The 15,223-nt window shown below is 71.1% G+C and carries 13 protein-coding genes; 4 read left to right on the top strand and 9 right to left on the bottom strand.

Going from position 1 to position 15,223, the window contains the following annotated elements; translation table 11 throughout:
• Positions 1–197: 197 nt before the first annotated feature.
• The 4 genes from ACFPA8_RS00985 to ACFPA8_RS00970 form a co-directional block, all read right to left on the bottom strand.
• Positions 198–1,187 carry a malate dehydrogenase gene (locus tag ACFPA8_RS00985; protein WP_386440743.1) on the bottom strand — a complete coding sequence of 330 codons (990 nt, stop codon included), beginning with the start codon at positions 1,185–1,187 and terminating at the stop codon, positions 198–200.
• 564 nt (positions 1,188–1,751) lie between these two features.
• A complete protein-coding gene (locus ACFPA8_RS00980) occupies positions 1,752–3,209 on the bottom strand; it encodes a DUF2690 domain-containing protein (protein WP_386440740.1) in 1,458 nt (485 codons plus the stop codon).
• Between the two features lie 232 nt (positions 3,210–3,441).
• Positions 3,442–3,846 carry a DUF3017 domain-containing protein gene (locus ACFPA8_RS00975; RefSeq protein WP_386440738.1) on the bottom strand — a complete coding sequence of 135 codons (405 nt, stop codon included), beginning with the start codon at positions 3,844–3,846 and terminating at the stop codon, positions 3,442–3,444.
• A gap of 49 nt (positions 3,847–3,895) precedes the next feature.
• Positions 3,896–4,768 carry a bifunctional methylenetetrahydrofolate dehydrogenase/methenyltetrahydrofolate cyclohydrolase gene (locus ACFPA8_RS00970; protein ID WP_386440736.1) on the bottom strand — a complete coding sequence of 291 codons (873 nt, stop codon included), beginning with the start codon at positions 4,766–4,768 and terminating at the stop codon, positions 3,896–3,898.
• 372 nt (positions 4,769–5,140) lie between these two features.
• Here ACFPA8_RS00970 and ACFPA8_RS00965 point away from each other — a divergent pair, with 372 nt between their 5' ends.
• Together ACFPA8_RS00965 and ACFPA8_RS00960 are read left to right on the top strand one after the other, a co-directional pair.
• A complete protein-coding gene (locus tag ACFPA8_RS00965; protein ID WP_386440734.1) occupies positions 5,141–5,914 on the top strand; it encodes an RDD family protein in 774 nt (257 codons plus the stop codon).
• A gap of 152 nt (positions 5,915–6,066) precedes the next feature.
• On the top strand, positions 6,067–6,648 hold the full coding sequence (locus tag ACFPA8_RS00960) for a hypothetical protein (RefSeq protein WP_386440731.1): 582 nt from the start codon (positions 6,067–6,069) through the stop codon (positions 6,646–6,648).
• Positions 6,649–6,810: 162 nt separating this feature from the next.
• Here ACFPA8_RS00960 and purH read toward each other — a convergent pair whose 3' ends face one another.
• On the bottom strand, positions 6,811–8,442 hold the full coding sequence (purH, locus tag ACFPA8_RS00955; protein ID WP_386440728.1) for a bifunctional phosphoribosylaminoimidazolecarboxamide formyltransferase/IMP cyclohydrolase: 1,632 nt from the start codon (positions 8,440–8,442) through the stop codon (positions 6,811–6,813).
• Positions 8,443–8,449: 7 nt separating this feature from the next.
• Complete coding sequence (gene purN, locus ACFPA8_RS00950; protein ID WP_386440725.1) at positions 8,450–9,124, bottom strand: phosphoribosylglycinamide formyltransferase; 675 nt, start codon at positions 9,122–9,124, stop codon at positions 8,450–8,452.
• Positions 9,125–9,409: 285 nt separating this feature from the next.
• Between purN and ACFPA8_RS00945 the strand changes: the two genes are divergently transcribed.
• The gene (locus ACFPA8_RS00945; RefSeq protein ID WP_386440722.1) at positions 9,410–10,300 is read left to right on the top strand and encodes a hypothetical protein; all 891 of its coding nucleotides are present in this window, start codon (positions 9,410–9,412) and stop codon (positions 10,298–10,300) included.
• A 78-nt stretch (positions 10,301–10,378) separates the two neighbouring features.
• On the opposite strand, the gene ACFPA8_RS00940 is transcribed toward ACFPA8_RS00945, so the two are convergent.
• Positions 10,379–11,884, bottom strand: a complete 1,506-nt coding sequence (locus ACFPA8_RS00940) for a cell division protein PerM (RefSeq protein WP_386440719.1) — start codon at positions 11,882–11,884, stop codon at positions 10,379–10,381.
• A gap of 116 nt (positions 11,885–12,000) precedes the next feature.
• Between ACFPA8_RS00940 and ACFPA8_RS00935 the strand changes: the two genes are divergently transcribed.
• A complete protein-coding gene (locus ACFPA8_RS00935; protein WP_386440716.1) occupies positions 12,001–12,867 on the top strand; it encodes a sigma factor-like helix-turn-helix DNA-binding protein in 867 nt (288 codons plus the stop codon).
• Positions 12,868–12,965: 98 nt separating this feature from the next.
• Here ACFPA8_RS00935 and sucD read toward each other — a convergent pair whose 3' ends face one another.
• Positions 12,966–13,850 carry a succinate--CoA ligase subunit alpha gene (gene sucD / locus ACFPA8_RS00930; protein ID WP_386440713.1) on the bottom strand — a complete coding sequence of 295 codons (885 nt, stop codon included), beginning with the start codon at positions 13,848–13,850 and terminating at the stop codon, positions 12,966–12,968.
• Between the two features lie 40 nt (positions 13,851–13,890).
• Positions 13,891–15,063, bottom strand: coding sequence for an ADP-forming succinate--CoA ligase subunit beta (sucC, locus tag ACFPA8_RS00925; protein WP_386440710.1), 1,173 nt, complete (start codon positions 15,061–15,063; stop codon positions 13,891–13,893).
• Positions 15,064–15,223 lie beyond the last annotated feature (160 nt).

The following is a 15,223-nucleotide window of genomic DNA, read 5'->3' as shown; positions in this document are numbered from 1 at the left end:
CACGCCGAAAGGTCCTCCTGGGGATAACTCTTAGGGAACGACGGGGACTTGACGGGCGATCAGCGCGGTGGAGCGCACTGCCGCACCCGCGGAGCGGCCCGCACGCGGACTACCCGGAAGAGCGACGGGCCCGCGGGACGGGAGAAGTGTGCTCCCGCCCCACGGGCCCGTGGATCCGCCTGTCCGCGCCGGCGGCGTCAGAGAAGACCGAGACCGCGGACGGCTTCGCGCTCCTCGGAGAGCTCCTGGACAGAGGCGTCGATGCGGGTGCGGGAGAACTCGTTGATCTCCAGGCCCTGGACGATCTCGTACGATCCGCCCGAGCAGGTCACGGGGAAGGACGAGATCAGACCCTCGGGGACACCGTAGGAGCCGTCGGAGGGGATGCCCATCGACGTCCAGTCGCCGGACGGGGTGCCGTTGACCCAGGTGTGCACGTGGTCGACGGCGGCGTTCGCGGCCGAGGCGGCCGAAGAGGCGCCGCGGGCCTCGATGATGGCGGCGCCGCGCTTCGCGACGGTCGGGATGAACTCCTCCGCCAGCCACTTCTCGTCGTTGACGGTCTCGGCCGCGTTCTTGCCGGCGATCTCGGCGTGGAAGATGTCCGGGTACTGCGTCGCCGAGTGGTTGCCCCAGATCGTCAGCTTCTTGATGTCCGTGACCTGGGTGCCGGTCGTCTTCGCGAGCTGGGTGAGCGCGCGGTTGTGGTCGAGGCGCGTCATGGCGGTGAAGCGCTCCGCGGGCACGTCGGGGGCCGCCGCCTGCGCGATGAGGGCGTTCGTGTTGGCGGGGTTGCCGACGACGAGGACCTTCACGTCGTCCGCTGCGTGGTCGTTGATGGCCTTGCCCTGCGGCTTGAAGATGCCGCCGTTGGCCTCCAGCAGGTCGCCGCGCTCCATGCCCTTCGTGCGGGGCCGGGCGCCGACGAGCAGGCCCACGTTGGTGCCGTCGAAGGCGACGTTCGGGTCGTCCGTGATGTCGATGCCGTGCAGGAGCGGGAAAGCGCAGTCGTCGAGCTCCATGGCCGTGCCTTCGGCGGCCTTGAGCGCCGGCGTGATCTCCAGCAGCCGCAGCCTGACGGGCACGTCGGCGCCGAGCAGCTGGCCGGAGGCGATACGGAAGAGCAGCGCGTAGCCGATCTGGCCGGCCGCTCCGGTGACGGTGACATTGACGGGGGTGCGGGTCATGGCGGTCTCCGTAGTACCTGGCGGTGGCAGTTCCGGGGCGGGGTCCTTCCCTGGGGGCACCTCCCTGGGGCCCTCCCAGGGAAGCGTGGGGAGAAGCCGGGGGGAGAAGCCACAGGGAACGCGCCCTGCCCTTTTCGGGAAGTCTCTCTACGTCAAGAGACCCTGCGCCAGGCTATCCGACGTCCGATACGCGCCGGCAGCCGCCCGCGCCAGGAGGGGTATGCGCGGACGGCTGCCGGTCTCCGCCAGCCCGTGGGGGGAGCTGACCGGGCGCCTTCCCGGAATCGCACAAGCCATGCATGCGCATTCATTCGAACTCGGACGGGCTCAGGAGCAGGCGGGCGGCGCCGAGTTGAGAGCCCTGGTCCAGGGTGCGCGAGCGTCGGACGGGCGCCGCGCCGTCCTCCGGGGCAGAGCACCTGGAAGAGCACCTGTGAGGCGCACCGGACACGCGCCCCCTTCATGAGGCATCCGCATGAGGCATCTGCACGGATCACGTGTCATACGCGCTGCGTTCACACCTCACGCCGCGGGCGGCGCCCCTGGGCGCCGCCGTGCCGCCGCTCAGGGACCGGACGGCTCCGCCGCCGGCGCGGAGGGCTCCGCCGCCGGTGCGGACGACTCGGTTCCGCCGGGGTCGGTGCACCCGGTGGTGCCCGCCGCGAGGGTGGCGCAGGCACGCGCCTCGGTCGCGGAGGTGACGGCCACCATCTCGGTGTAGGCGTCGTTCGTCGCGCCGACCTCGTCGCTCTCGGCGTGTCCACCCGCGCTGATCTTCAGTCCGTCCCCCTGTGCGGCACCGGTGATCCGGCCCCAGGCGGCCTTGCAGATCTCGCTGTAGCGCACCTCGACCATGCTCGGACCCACGAAGGCGGAGCTGCTGCTCTTGACGTTCTGCCCGCCGCAGCCCATCTCCTCCGGGTCCTTGCCGATGCAGTCCTTCCCCTGGCACTTCACGCCCGCGGGCAGGTTCGGTGCCGAGGTGGACGGTGAAGGCTTCGGCGAGGCGTTGCTGTTGTCCGTCACACCGGGAAGGCCGAACATCAGGACCCCGACCGCTATGACGGCGAACGCACCGGCGGCACCGGCGAAGAGAGCCGCGTACCTCACCTTGCGCGAAGCACGCTCGGGGTCCTCCGGCGTCCCCTGCGGCTCCGGTCCCCCGGGGCCGCCCGGGTAACCGGGAGGTCCGGGGACCGCTCCGGACGCCGCCGCACCGGGGGTGTCCGCGCCTTCGGCCGCCTTGCCCTTCCGCAGGGAGGCGACGCCGCCCAGCGCGTACGTCCCGGCTGGATCGTCCTGCCCGGCGGGGGAACGCTCCTGCGGAGCGGACCAGGCACCCAGATCGACCCGCTGCCTGTCACCCGCCGCTCCCCTGCGGGGCAGCGGCCGCAGCATCGCCGTCTGATCGTCCGCGGGCGGCTTCAGCAGGTCCGCCTGCCGGGCCCGGTCGGAGCCGTCGGCGGCGGTGCCGCCGGACAGCTGGGAGGCGGAGGGCGGGGCCGCCGAGAACGCGGTGGACGCGGAGGTGTTCAGAGGCTCGCCGTCGTCGCCCGTCCCGGCCGCCTCGCCGTTACGGGAATCGCCCTTGCCCCGTTTGCCGGCCTGGTCCTTCTCGCGTCCCTCGCCCTTGGCCTTCGCCTTGTTGCGGGGACGCTTCTTGCCCTTGGCGGGCTCGTCCCAGAACTCCCCCAGCGCTTCCCGCGCCTGGGCGACGCGGATGGCCTCCATCGTCACGTCGTGCCGCATCTCCGCGCGGCTCCACGCCCGTTCGGCCAGTTCCCACATCGTCTCCAGGTGACGGATGTCGGTGTCGGTGACCTCCGCCAGAGCGTGCGCCGCGCCTCGCGGCGGCAGCAGCCGGCCGCCCAGGTACTTCTCCCAGGACGACTTGCTGTAGCCGGTGCGGTCGGCGACCGTCGCGACGCTCATCCCGCTGCGGTCCACCAGCCGCCTCAACTGGCTTGTGAACTCCCGTATCTGCGGGTCCAGTTCCTCCGGTAGAGGCCTCCACCGAGGCATGTGCCTCCCCCTCGTCCCCCGACTTCGTCGACATTCCCCACGCTTGGTCGTCACCAGTCTGCCACCACGGCCCGCCGGTGCGGCCATGGCGGGGGCCCGCACTTCACAGCGGAAGTACGGGCCGCCCCCTCGCGTCACCCGGCGTGTCGGGCCACATGCCCTGCGCCGTCAACGACGCTCCGGAACGCCGGAGTTGTGAAGCCCTGAGCGGAATGCACCGATACGCCGCCCCTCACCCGCCTCTGATCGTGAAGTGGAGGATGTCCTCCAGGATCGGGATGCTCAGCCACGGACTGGGCTGCGCCATCAGTGCCAGCAGGCAGATGGCGAGACCGAGCAGTCCGTACGTCAGCATGTCCGTGAAGGCGGAACGGACCGCCAGCATCCCCACCGACGGCATGAACCGGCGCAGCACGGCACCGCCGATCAGCGACACCCCGATGATGAGGGTCCCCGCGCGGAACTCCCCGATCGTCACCAGGAGTCCGATCAGCACTCCGCAGCAGACGGCGAGCAGCGGCCACTGCCGGTAGGGCGCCGCATGGCCGGCGCCCATCGCCCGCCGGCCTCCCTCGGGCCGGGCCGTGTCCCGCGTCACCGTGGGGAAGCGTCGTGTGCCGCGTGCGTTGACCTTCATACCCTCACCACTCAAGACCTCGACTCACTGCCACGACCTGACCCGTGCCTCACTGCCGGCCCGCTGCGGGCTCCAGGCCCCGCTCGGCCGCCTCCACGACGTTGACGAGCAGCTGCGCACGGGTCATCGGACCGACGCCGCCGGGATTCGGCGAGATCCATGCCGCGACCTCGGCCACTCCGGGGTGCACGTCGCCGACGATCTTGCCGTGCTCGTCGCGGCTGACGCCCACGTCCAGGACGGCGGCGCCCGGACGCACGTCCTCCGGCTTGATCAGATGGGGCACCCCGGCCGCGGCCACGACCACGTCGGCCTGCCGCAGCAGCCCCGGCAGGTCGCGCGTCCCGGTGTGGCACTGCGTCACCGTGGCGTTCACGCCGCGCCGGGTCAGCAGCAGCGGGATCGAACGTCCGACGGTGATGCCGCGCCCGACGACGACCACGTGCGCACCGTTCAGTTCGACCTCGTGCCGGCGCAGCAGCTGGATGATGCCCTGCGGCGTGCAGGGCAGCGGCCCCGGCTCGTTCAGCACGAGACGGCCGAGGCTCGTGGGGTGCAGTCCGTCGGCGTCCTTCGCCGGGTCCATCAGCTGGAGCACCCGGTTCGTGTCGATGCCCTCGGGGAGCGGCAACTGGACGATGTAGCCGGTGCACTCGGGGTCGTCGTTGAATTCCCCGACGACCGCCTCGATCTCCTCCTGGGTGGCCGTGGCGGGCAGCTCACGCTGGATCGAGTTGACACCGATCTGCCCGCTGTCGCGATGCTTGCCGGCGACGTACTTCTGACTGCCGACGTCGTCACCGACCAGCAGGGTGCCGAGACCGGGCGTGATGCCCCGCGCCCTGAGCGCTGCGACACGCTCCTTCATGTCGGACTTGATCGCTGCCGCCGTGGCCTTGCCATCGAGAATCTGGGCCGTCATGGCTCCCATACTCCCGGATACGGGGCGCCGGGCAGAAATCCGTATCGCTCTTCAGGACGCCGGATGCCGAAAGCGGCAGCCGGGCGGGGTGCGACGGATAACGGGGATCTCGGCATCACATTGCGGATTCGCCACATTCCCGGATCCAGCTGGACAGCGTCGCGTTCCGCCGACCAACATGAAGCGGCGGCGCCACGCCCGGACTTGCAGGGCAGACGGTATGGCGTCGCAGCATCGGGGGAGGCACATCGTGCATACAGCACACCTCACGCAGTCCACGTCCACGTCGGCGTCTGCGGGGGCGGAACTGTCGTTCCCCCGAGATTCTTCGGCCCATTCCGCTCCCAGACGAACGCACGTAGGAAGGCACCCGTGAGCTACCCACCGCCTCCCGGCCAGGACCCGAACAACCCGTACGCGCAGCAGCCGCCCCAGCAGCCCTACGGCTACCCGCAGCAGCCCCAGCAGGGCGGCCAGCCCGCATACGGCTACCCGCAGCAGCAGCCTCAGTACGGCCAGCCCCCGTACGGCCAGCAGCCCCAGGGCGGAATTCCGGGCCAGCCCGGCTACGGCTACCCGCAGCAGCCCGGAACGGTGCAGGCCAACAACGGCTACATAAACATCAACAACCTCGGCCCGGCCCAGCTGGCCACGATGGGGCAGCGGTTCCTCGCCCGTCTCATCGACGGCCTGATCATCAGCACCGTCCTCACCATCGTGATGATCGCCGGCCTGGGCAGCGCCATCGGCGTCGGCTCCTCCATAGACGACTGCGGCACCTACACGACCCCGGGCTACAGCGAATGCGTGCAGGACGCTCAGGAAGCCAGCATGGGCGCACTGGGCGTCATGATGGTCATGATGCTGTGCCTCGCCGTCTTCCTGGCGCTCTACGAGTGGCTGATGATCGCCTTCAAGGGTGCGACGGTCGGCAAGATGGCCCTGGGCCTGCGCGTCGTGAGGGAGGCGGACGGCCAACTGCCGGGCGCCGGCGGCGGCTTCGTCCGCTACATCATCCCGATCGCGGGCGCGCTCGCCTGCTACATCGGCGCGCTGCTCGTCTTCCTCTCGCCGTTCTTCGACAACAGCGGGAAGCTGCAGGGCTGGCACGACCGCGCCGCGGGCACCGTCGTCATCAAGAAGTAGCGGACGGCTGCGCGGGCATCCGCGCGGCACCTCCGTCCGGATCACGGCACCACCACGAAGGCCGCGCCGCATCTCACGAGGGCGCGGCCCTTCGTGCGTCACGGGCGCGAGCCCGCACCTCGCACTCACCTCCCGACCGAAAGGCCACGACCATGAGTTATCCGCCGCCCGGGCCCGGCAACGACCCGTACGCGCAGAACCCGTACGCCCAGCAGCCCGCCCAGCCGCCCACGGCGCCCTACGGCTACCCGCAGCAGCCCCAGCCGGGCGGCCAGCCGGCATACGGCTACCCGCAGGCGCCCCCGCCCGGCCCGGGCATGGTCCCCGGGCCTCCGCCCGGCATGATGCCGAGCAAGGTCAACGGCGTCCGCGTCATGGCTTACATCGCGGGCGGTCTGCAGGCTCTGGTCTCCATCGCCGCGATGATCGGTCTCGGGGTGGCGGCGGAGAACCTGCACGGCATGCCGGGGTACTCGAGTGCGCACACCCCCATCGGCGTCCTGTACATCCTCTTCGGGGTGTGCCTCGTGCACGCCGTCCTCGGACTCGTGCTGGCCTTCTCCCTGCCCAAGGGCGGAAGCGGAACCCGCACCGGAGGCATCGTATGGGCCTCGTTCCTCACCCTCTTCGGGCTTCCGTTCCTTCCCCTCGGACTTGTGTGGATGGCGCTCGGGATCACCTGCATCGTGCTCCTCGCGCAAGAGGGCGCGTGGTTCAACAGGCCGCGCTACTGAGGCGGTCGGCCCCGCCGGCACAGGGCGTCCGAAACTCCGGCGGTACGCACCGGAGCTGCCGGACCACCGGGACTCGCAGCAGCTCACCGGCACGCACCCCGGGCGCTCGATCAGGCGCCCGGGGTGCCGCGTCTCCGCTGCCGCCCGTCAGGCCGGGCCGGATCAGTGGAAGAAGTGCCGGGTTCCGGTGAGGTACATCGTGACGCCCGCGGCCTTCGCCGCCTCGGTCACCGCCTCGTCGCGCACCGAACCGCCGGGCTGCACGACGGCCTCGACCCCGGCACGGGCCAGCACCTCGAGCCCGTCGGGGAAGGGGAAGAACGCGTCGGAGGCGGCGTAGGAGCCGCGTGCCCGCTCCTCCCCCGCGCGCTGAACGGCGAGCTTCGCGGAGTCGACGCGGTTGACCTGGCCCATGCCCACGCCGACCGTCGCACCGTCCTTGGCGAGCAGGATCGCGTTGGACTTCACCGCACGGCAGGACCGCCAGGCGAAGGCCAGATCCTCCAGTTCCGCCCCGGACAGCGGTTCGCCCGTGGCCAGCCGCCAGCCGGCCGGGTCGTCGCCCGCCGCCTGCAGCCGGTCCCGGACCTGGAGCAGCGTGCCGCCCTCGACGGGCCTGAACTCGACGGCGCCGGAGGGCTTTCCGGGGCAGCGCAGCACCCGGATGTTCTTCTTGCGGGACAGCACCTCCACAGCGCCCTCCTCGTACTCCGGCGCCACGACGACCTCCGTGAAGATCTCCGCGACCTGCTCCGCCATGGCGACGGATACCGCACGGTTCACGGCGATCACACCGCCGAACGCGGAGAGCGGGTCACACGCGTGTGCCTTCCGGTGCGCCTCCGCGACGTCCGAACCGACAGCGATACCGCAGGGGTTGGCGTGCTTGATGATCGCCACGCAGGGCCGTGCGTGTTCGTGGGCGGCGCGGCGCGCGGCTTCGGTGTCGACATAGTTGTTGTACGACATCTCCTTGCCGTGCAACTGCTCCGCGTGGGGCAGGCCGGTGCCGCTGCCGTCCGTGTAGAGGGCGGCGGGCTGGTGGGGGTTCTCGCCGTAGCGCAGCACGCTGCGGCGGGTGAAGGCAGCGCCGACGAACTCCGGGAAGACGGTCACCTGTTCGCCCTGCTCCGCCCCGGTCTCCCGCGGCAGCGTCGACACCGTCCCGTCCCCGTCCGCATAGCCGCTCGCGAACCAGTCGGCCACAGCCACGTCGTACGCAGCCGTGTGCTGGAACGCCTCGGCGGCCAGCCGCTTGCGCTCGGCGAAGCCGAAACCACCGCCTTCCGCGGCCTTCAGCACGTCCGCGTAACGCCCGGGGTTCACGACGACGGCGACGGAGTGGTGGTTCTTGGCGGCGGCCCGCACCATCGAGGGACCGCCGATGTCGATCTTCTCCACGCACTCGTCGGGACCGGCGCCCGAGGCGACGGTCTCCCGGAAGGGGTAGAGGTTGACGATCACCAAGTCGAAGGGTTCCACGCCCAGTTCGGTCAGCTGCTCGCGGTGGGAGGCCAGCCGCCGGTCCGCGAGGATTCCGGCGTGCACACGCGGATGCAGCGTCTTGACGCGTCCGTCCAGACACTCCGGGAAGCCCGTCAGCTCCTCGACGGCGGTCACCGGCACGCCCGCCGCCGCGATCTGCTGCGCGGTGGAGCCCGTCGAGACGAGCTGGACACCCGCCGAGTGCAGACCGCGCGCCAGCTCGTCCAGGCCGGTCTTGTCGTAGACGCTGACCAGGGCCCTGCGGACGGGCTGCTTGCCGCCCCCGGCGCTCGTGCCGGCCTCGCTCATGCCGCCTTCACCCATGTTGCAGCCGTACCTTTCGTCCTTCGATGCGGTAGCCGTCGCGGGAGAGACGTCCCACGACATCGACGAGCAGCCGTCGCTCGACTTCCTTGATCCGCTCGTGGAGAGCGGCGCCCCCGTCGGCGTCGTCCTCGTCCAGAACCTCCACCACGCCCTGCGCGATGATCGGCCCCGTGTCGACACCGTCGTCGACGAAGTGGACGGTGCACCCGGTCACCTTCGCCCCGTAGGCGAGGGCGTCGCGCACGCCGTGCGTACCGGGAAAGCTGGGGAGCAGCGCGGGATGCGTGTTGACCACCCGCCCTGCGAAACGGGCGAGGAACTCCTTGCCCACGATCTTCATGAAGCCCGCCGAGACCACGAGGTCCGGCTCGTACGCCGCTGTCGACCGGGTCAGGGCCTGATCCCACTCCTCCCGCGTGGCGTGGTCCCTCAGCCGGCACACGTAGGTGGGGATGCCGGCGCGCCTCGCACGCTCCAGGCCCTCGATCCCGTCCCTGTCCGCGCCGACGGCCACGATCCGTGCGCCGTACGCCTCCTCCCCCTGTTCCGCGACGGCGTCGAGGAGTGCCTGCAGGTTCGTACCGGATCCGGATACGAGAACCACGAGACGGCGGACGGGACGGGAACCGGTGCAGGGGCGGCCCGGGCTCTGGTGCGCAGCCACGACGAGGCTCTCTCTCGGGGGAATCCCCGGCACCGCGGGGCGGTTCGGGGAAGCAGCGGTTTGTGTGGTCGTACGAACTCGTCGGGTACCGGATTCCGGGGAACTCTACGAAGCGTCCGACCGTCGGCAACGATACCGGCACCTGACACGGCCCCCACGGGACGGGGGCGGACACGGCAGGTAGCGTCAGGAGGGACAGACCCGAGCCTGCGCCGACGTACGCACCGGCACACGAGGCCCGACCGGAACCGGCACGACAGGACGCAAGGGGAAGACACACAGCACATGACCGACCGAAGTCGCCGCCGCGCGGCAGCCCCATCCGACAGCACCTCGCGCGAGGACAACCCCTTCGCGGCACCGCCGGAGGGGCAGCCGGACCGGCCATGGCAGCCGCGCCGCGGGACGGACTCCCGGCGCGGAACGGGTGCGGGCGAGTCCGGCGGTTCGGGAGGACATGACGGCTCGGAGCCGGAATCCGACCCGGGTCCGGGACCGGACGGCAGGCCCTCGTCCTGGGGCAGCCAGTGGAGCAGCCGCCAGCCGGGCAGACAGAGCGGCGGCTTCGGGGATTCGGGCGGTCCGGGCGACAACGGTGGGGACGGCGGTGGCTCCGGCCCGGGCGGCGGCGGTTCCGGTCCGGGCGGTGCCAGGGGCGGGATGCGCTGGGACCCGACCGACCCGATGCAGCGCCACGCGCGCTACTCCCTGCACAGCGGCATCTGGGCGCTCTTCTTCGCCCTCTTCAGCCTCCCCGAAGTGGCGCTGCTCCTGGGGGCGCTGTCCCTGTACTGGGGCATCGACGCACTGCGCAACGGGAAGTCCCGGTCGCGCGGCGCGGGTTCGGGCAGGCGCGGCGGCAAGCCGGGTACTGCGGCCCGGGCGGAGGACGTCGCGGGCAGCGACCGCTCGGCGACGGACGAGAGGCCGAAGGCCGCACCCCCGGTCCCGGTGAGCGTCACACCGCAGCAGGCTGCCAAGTCCCGTACGACGGCGGCGATCAGCGGCCTGATCACCGCGTCGCTCGCGCTGGCCGTGGTGGCGGCGACGTTCGCCTTCCAGTCCGTCTACCGCGACTACTACACGTGCACGCAGGACGCGCTCACGCAGTCCTCCCGTGAGGACTGCAAGGACCTCCTGCCGAGCAACCTGCGCCCCCTGCTCGAAGACCGCTGACCCCGGCCGGCCGGGCCGGCCGGCGGGACGCCGGCGGAAGCTCGGATACCGCTCCGGACCGTCCGCGGACCCGCCGGCTCAGTGCCTGCGCGGTTCGAAGTCGGGCATGAGGCCGCCCGACGCGCTCTTCAGTGCCGCCCAGCGTGCCTGCCGTGCAGCCGTCGCGTGCCAGTCGTCGTCAGGTCCGGGGTCCCGCAGGCGCCACGCGCGTACGAGCAGCGCCACCGGCACTCCCACGGCCGTTCCCCACACAGCAGCCGACGACCCCGTCAGCCACCAGCTCGGCCCGAAGAACGCGAGCGCCTGCGTGCCGATCGCCCCTCCCGAGGAGGCGGCGAGCACAGCGAAGCCGCCACCGCAGCAGCACGCGACGAATACGACGACGCAGACCGTGCTCCGCCACCCCGCCGAATCCGCTCGCCGGCCCTGCCCGGGCACCGCCGCACGTCCCACATACCAGCCGGCGGTGGCACCGGCGGCCGCGGGCACGGCACCGGAGAGAAGACAGGCGAGGAGCCCGCCCGTGCCGCCCGCGGGAACCGCGGCGAGCAGGGGGAACGGCGGCAGTCCGGGGTCGCCACCCGCGGCGAAAGGGCCCACCAGGGTCCCCGTCCCCAGTGCGAACCCGGGGCCCAGGCCGTACGACGCCGCCCAGACGGCGGCGTTCGGCAGCAGCGCGACGACGAGAAGGAGCACGGCGAACCGGCCCGGCCAGGCGTTCGCGAGCGCGGGGAAGGACTCCTGCACGGCGTCCAGGTGCCACAGCAGAGCACCGACGGTCAGTACCAGTCCGCCGCCGCACAGAACTGCCGTGGCGATCAGCGCGGTACGCAGCGGGCGGAGGCGTCGCGCGAGAGCGAAGGTCTCCCGCATGTACAGGGGAAGCGGCCGCTCGGCGGTGCCCGCCGCACCACCCTGGCCCGCATCCGCGCCGGACGGTCCGTCCTGATCGGCCCCGTCCCCGGGGACCGCCTCCTCGCACGCCTGCCCCTCGCTCTTCGAGGCACTGCGCACGCCCCCGGCCCACGTGGCCGCTGCCGCCACGCACACCACGAAGAGCGGCAGACGCACGACGGCACTGAGTACGTCGGCGCGGACCGGCGCGGCCGACGTGAACAGCACGGCGAGGGCGGCCGTCAGCAGATATCCGCCCGCCACCCACCCGACGGGTGCCAGGACTCCCGGCTCCTCACGGTCCTGGCCGCTCCGGCCCGCGTCGCGCTCCTCACCCGCCAACAGGGCGCGCACGCAGGCCCGGTGGAGCAGCCAGACGGGAAGCACCACAAGAAGCAGCGGAGTCAGAGCGACGGGCGCGGGCACCCCGGAGAGGGTCTCGGTCCGTACGAGGCCGCTGCCGTGTCCGAGCAGCCAGAGGTCGGCTGCGACCTGCAGTGCGGCATCGGCACCGGTGTCGGGATAGGGAGTGATGATCCACAGGAGCAGAACGAGGACGGTCAGCGAACCGAGGCCCAGCCCGGCGGCGATCACTCCCTCGAAGAGCCACGCGGCCTGTGACGGCTGCTGCCGCGGGGTGCTTCGGCTGTACGGGGACAACGTCGGGCTGCGATGCGTCACTTGGCTCACATCGACATGCTGTCAACAACACCCGTTCTGATCTGGTAACACGCTTTTTGTCGCTGTGTCGCCCATTATGTCCACATGCACCTTGTCACACAAACCGCACGCCGGTGGCGGAGCGTATGAGCCGGGAACGCGAGGGCGCGCCCTGCTCCGGCGGCGACGGGCAAGCACGGAGCGGGCGTTCGGCGACAGCGGAGACCACGGAACCCACGTCCGCACGGCCTGCTCCGGAGACCGCGGCCGAGGCATTCGACCGGCTTCACGAGCAGCACGCCCCGTCGCTCACACGCCAGGTCTTCCTCCTGTGCGGCCGCCCGTCCCTCGCCCGCCGCTCCGTCCGGCACGCCTTCCGGCTCGCCTGGCAGCGCTGGCCCGATGTGGCCGTCGACCCCGACCCGGCAGGCTGGATCCGGGCCGCCGCGTACCGGTACGCCCTCGCCCCTTGGCGCCACTTCCGGCTGCTGAGCCTCCTGCGTCACGCACGGGCGATGCGGAACGTTCCTCCGGGCGACCGCGAGCTGCTGGACGCGTTGCTGCGCCTGCCCTCTGCCTACCGCGCGGCCGTTCTGCTCTGCGACGGGCTCGGGTTGAGCCCGGCGGACACCGCAGCCGAGGTGGAGGCGAGCAGCGCGGCGACCGCGGGCCGGCTCCGCCGCGGACGAGCCGCACTCGCCGAACGCGTCCCCGTACTCCGCGACGCGGCGCCCCGGGAGCTTCCGGCGCTGACCGCGGCGCTGCTGGGGCAGTTGGCCGCACCTCAACCGGTGTCGCTGCCGCCCGCACGGCATGTACGCCGTCTCGGCACTCTCCGTTCGTGGGGCGCGACGGCCGCGGCTCTCGGTCTGACCGCGTCGGTGGCGGTCGCCGGCTTCACGCTCGTCGCGTCCGACGACGAGCGGAACGTCCCGCGGCTTCCCGTTCCCAAGAAGCCGTCGGCGACGCTCGCTCCGGACCGGCAGCCGGGGCGCCTGCTGCCGATGGTCTGAGGGAGCCCTTGGGCATGCGTACGGGCCCGGTCCTCCAGGCTGGAGGACCGGGCCCGTACACAGGTGGAGCGTGTGCCGCCCCGGGTTGCCGACTCCCGTCAGCTGCCGAGCAGTTCGCGCGCCAGACGTGCGGTCTCGGACGGCGTCTTGCCGACCTTCACGCCCGCGGCCTCGAGCGCCTCCTTCTTCGCCTGGGCCGTGCCCGACGAACCGGAGACGATGGCACCCGCGTGACCCATGGTCTTGCCCTCGGGTGCGGTGAATCCGGCGACGTAACCGACGACGGGCTTGGTGACGTTCTCCTTGATGAAGTCCGCCGCCCGCTCCTCCGCGTCACCGCCGATCTCACCGATCATGACGACCAGATCGGTGTCGGGGTCGGCTTCGAACGCCTTGAGCGCGTCGATGTGGGTGGTGCCGATGACAGGGTCACCGCCGATGCCGACCGCGGACGAGAAGCCGATGTCGCGCAGCTCGTACATCATCTGGTAGGTCAGCGTGCCGGACTTCGACACGAGGCCGATGCGTCCGGCCTGCGTGATGTCGCCCGGGATGATGCCGGCGTTGGACTGGCCCGGCGTGATCAGACCGGGGCAGTTCGGGCCCACGATGCGGGTCTTGTTGCCCTTCTGGCAGGCGTAGTCCCAGAAGTACGCGGTGTCGTGGACCGCGATGCCCTCGGTGATGACGACGGCGAGCCCGATCTCCGCGTCCACCGCCTCGATGACGGCGTCCTTCGCGAACTTGGGCGGCACGAAGATGACGGTCGCGTCGGCTCCGGTGGCCTCGATGGCCTCCTTGACGCCGCCGAAGACCGGCACGTCGGTGCCGTCGAAGTCGACGCTCGTGCCCGCCTTGCGCGGGTTGACACCGCCGACGATGTCGGTGCCGGAAGCAAGCATCCGCTTGGTGTGCTTCTGGCCCTCGGAGCCGGTCATCCCCTGGACGATGACCTTGCTCTCCTTGTTGAGGAAGATAGCCATGGTGTGTCGATGTCCTCGTCAGATCTCGGTCTCGTCCGGCTTACTTGGCGGCCAGTTCGGCAGCACGGTCCGCCGCACCGTCCATGGTGTCCACCTGCTGCACCAGCGGGTGGTTCGCGTCGTTGAGGATCTTCCGGCCGAGCTCCGCGTTGTTGCCGTCGAGGCGCACGACCAGTGGCTTGTTCACTTCCTCGCCCTTGCTCTTGAGCAGTTCGAGGGCCTGGACGATGCCGTTCGCGACGGCGTCGCAGGCGGTGATCCCGCCGAAGACGTTCACGAACACCGACTTGACGTCGGGGTCGCCGAGGATGATCTCGAGGCCGTTGGCCATCACCTCGGCGGAGGCACCGCCGCCGATGTCGAGGAAGTTGGCGGGCTTGACGTTCTTGTGCGCCTCACCCGCGTACGCGACGACGTCGAGGGTGGACATGACCAGCCCCGCGCCGTTGCCGATGATGCCGACCTGGCCGTCGAGCTTGACGTAGTTGAGGCCCTTCGCCTTCGCCGCCGCCTCCAGCGGATCGGCTGCGGCCTTGTCCTCCAGGGCGGCGTGGTCGGGCTGCCTGAACTCGGCGTTCTCGTCGAGTGTGACCTTGCCGTCCAGCGCGATGACCTTGCCGTCGCCGGTCTTGACCAGCGGGTTGACCTCGACGAGCGTCGCGTCCTCGCGGACGAAGACGTCCCACAGCTTCTGGAGGACGTTCACCACCTGGTCGGTGAGCTCGGCCGGGAACTTGGCGGCCTCGGCGATCTCGCGCGCCTTGGCGTCGGTCACGCCCTCGATGGCGTCGACGGGGATCTTCGCGAGCGCTTCGGGCTTCGTCGCGGCGACCTCCTCGATCTCGACGCCGCCCTCGACGGAGGCCATCGCCAGGAAGGTGCGGTTGGTGCGGTCCAGCAGGAAGGAGACGTAGTACTCCTCCGCGATGTCCGCGGTCTGGGCCAGCATGACCTTCTGGACCGTGTGGCCCTTGATGTCCATGCCCAGGATGGCCCCGGCCTTCTCGACGGCGTCCGCCGGGTCGGAAGCCAGCTTCACACCGCCGGCTTTGCCCCGACCGCCGGTCTTCACCTGCGCCTTGACGACCGCGCGACCGCCGAGTCGCTCGGTCACCTCGCGCGCCGCCTCGGGCGTGTCGATGACTTCACCGGCCAGCACCGGTACGTCATGCTTGGCGAAGATGTCCCTCGCCTGGTACTCGAACAGGTCCACGCGCGTACGTCCCCTTAATCAGTGGTTCGCGGTTGTCAGCGTGAGTGTGGGCGTGCCGCGTGGCCGCGGCGTGACGGATGGCGCGGCATGTCCGCCTTGCAGGTTAGCTCTGCGGGTGAGTGCTGCATAAATCCGGGCTCACACCAGCGCGGTGACAACG

Source organism: Streptomyces ovatisporus (genome assembly GCF_042653885.1).
GTDB classification, from domain to species: domain Bacteria; phylum Actinomycetota; class Actinomycetes; order Streptomycetales; family Streptomycetaceae; genus Streptomyces; species Streptomyces ovatisporus.
This window is presented reverse-complemented; position numbering and strand designations above follow the sequence as displayed.

Coding starts and splice junctions, on each gene's coding strand:
- ACFPA8_RS00935 (WP_386440716.1), top strand. CDS start 12,001: ATGAGCCGGGAACGCGAGGGCGCGCCCTGCTCCGGCGGCGACGGGCAA.
- ACFPA8_RS00960 (WP_386440731.1), top strand. CDS start 6,067: ATGAGTTATCCGCCGCCCGGGCCCGGCAACGACCCGTACGCGCAGAAC.
- ACFPA8_RS00975 (WP_386440738.1), bottom strand. CDS start 3,846: ATGAAGGTCAACGCACGCGGCACACGACGCTTCCCCACGGTGACGCGG.
- ACFPA8_RS00970 (WP_386440736.1), bottom strand. CDS start 4,768: ATGACGGCCCAGATTCTCGATGGCAAGGCCACGGCGGCAGCGATCAAG.
- ACFPA8_RS00945 (WP_386440722.1), top strand. CDS start 9,410: ATGACCGACCGAAGTCGCCGCCGCGCGGCAGCCCCATCCGACAGCACC.
- sucD (WP_386440713.1), bottom strand. CDS start 13,850: ATGGCTATCTTCCTCAACAAGGAGAGCAAGGTCATCGTCCAGGGGATG.
- ACFPA8_RS00985 (WP_386440743.1), bottom strand. CDS start 1,187: ATGACCCGCACCCCCGTCAATGTCACCGTCACCGGAGCGGCCGGCCAG.
- purH (WP_386440728.1), bottom strand. CDS start 8,442: ATGAGCGAGGCCGGCACGAGCGCCGGGGGCGGCAAGCAGCCCGTCCGC.
- ACFPA8_RS00980 (WP_386440740.1), bottom strand. CDS start 3,209: ATGCCTCGGTGGAGGCCTCTACCGGAGGAACTGGACCCGCAGATACGG.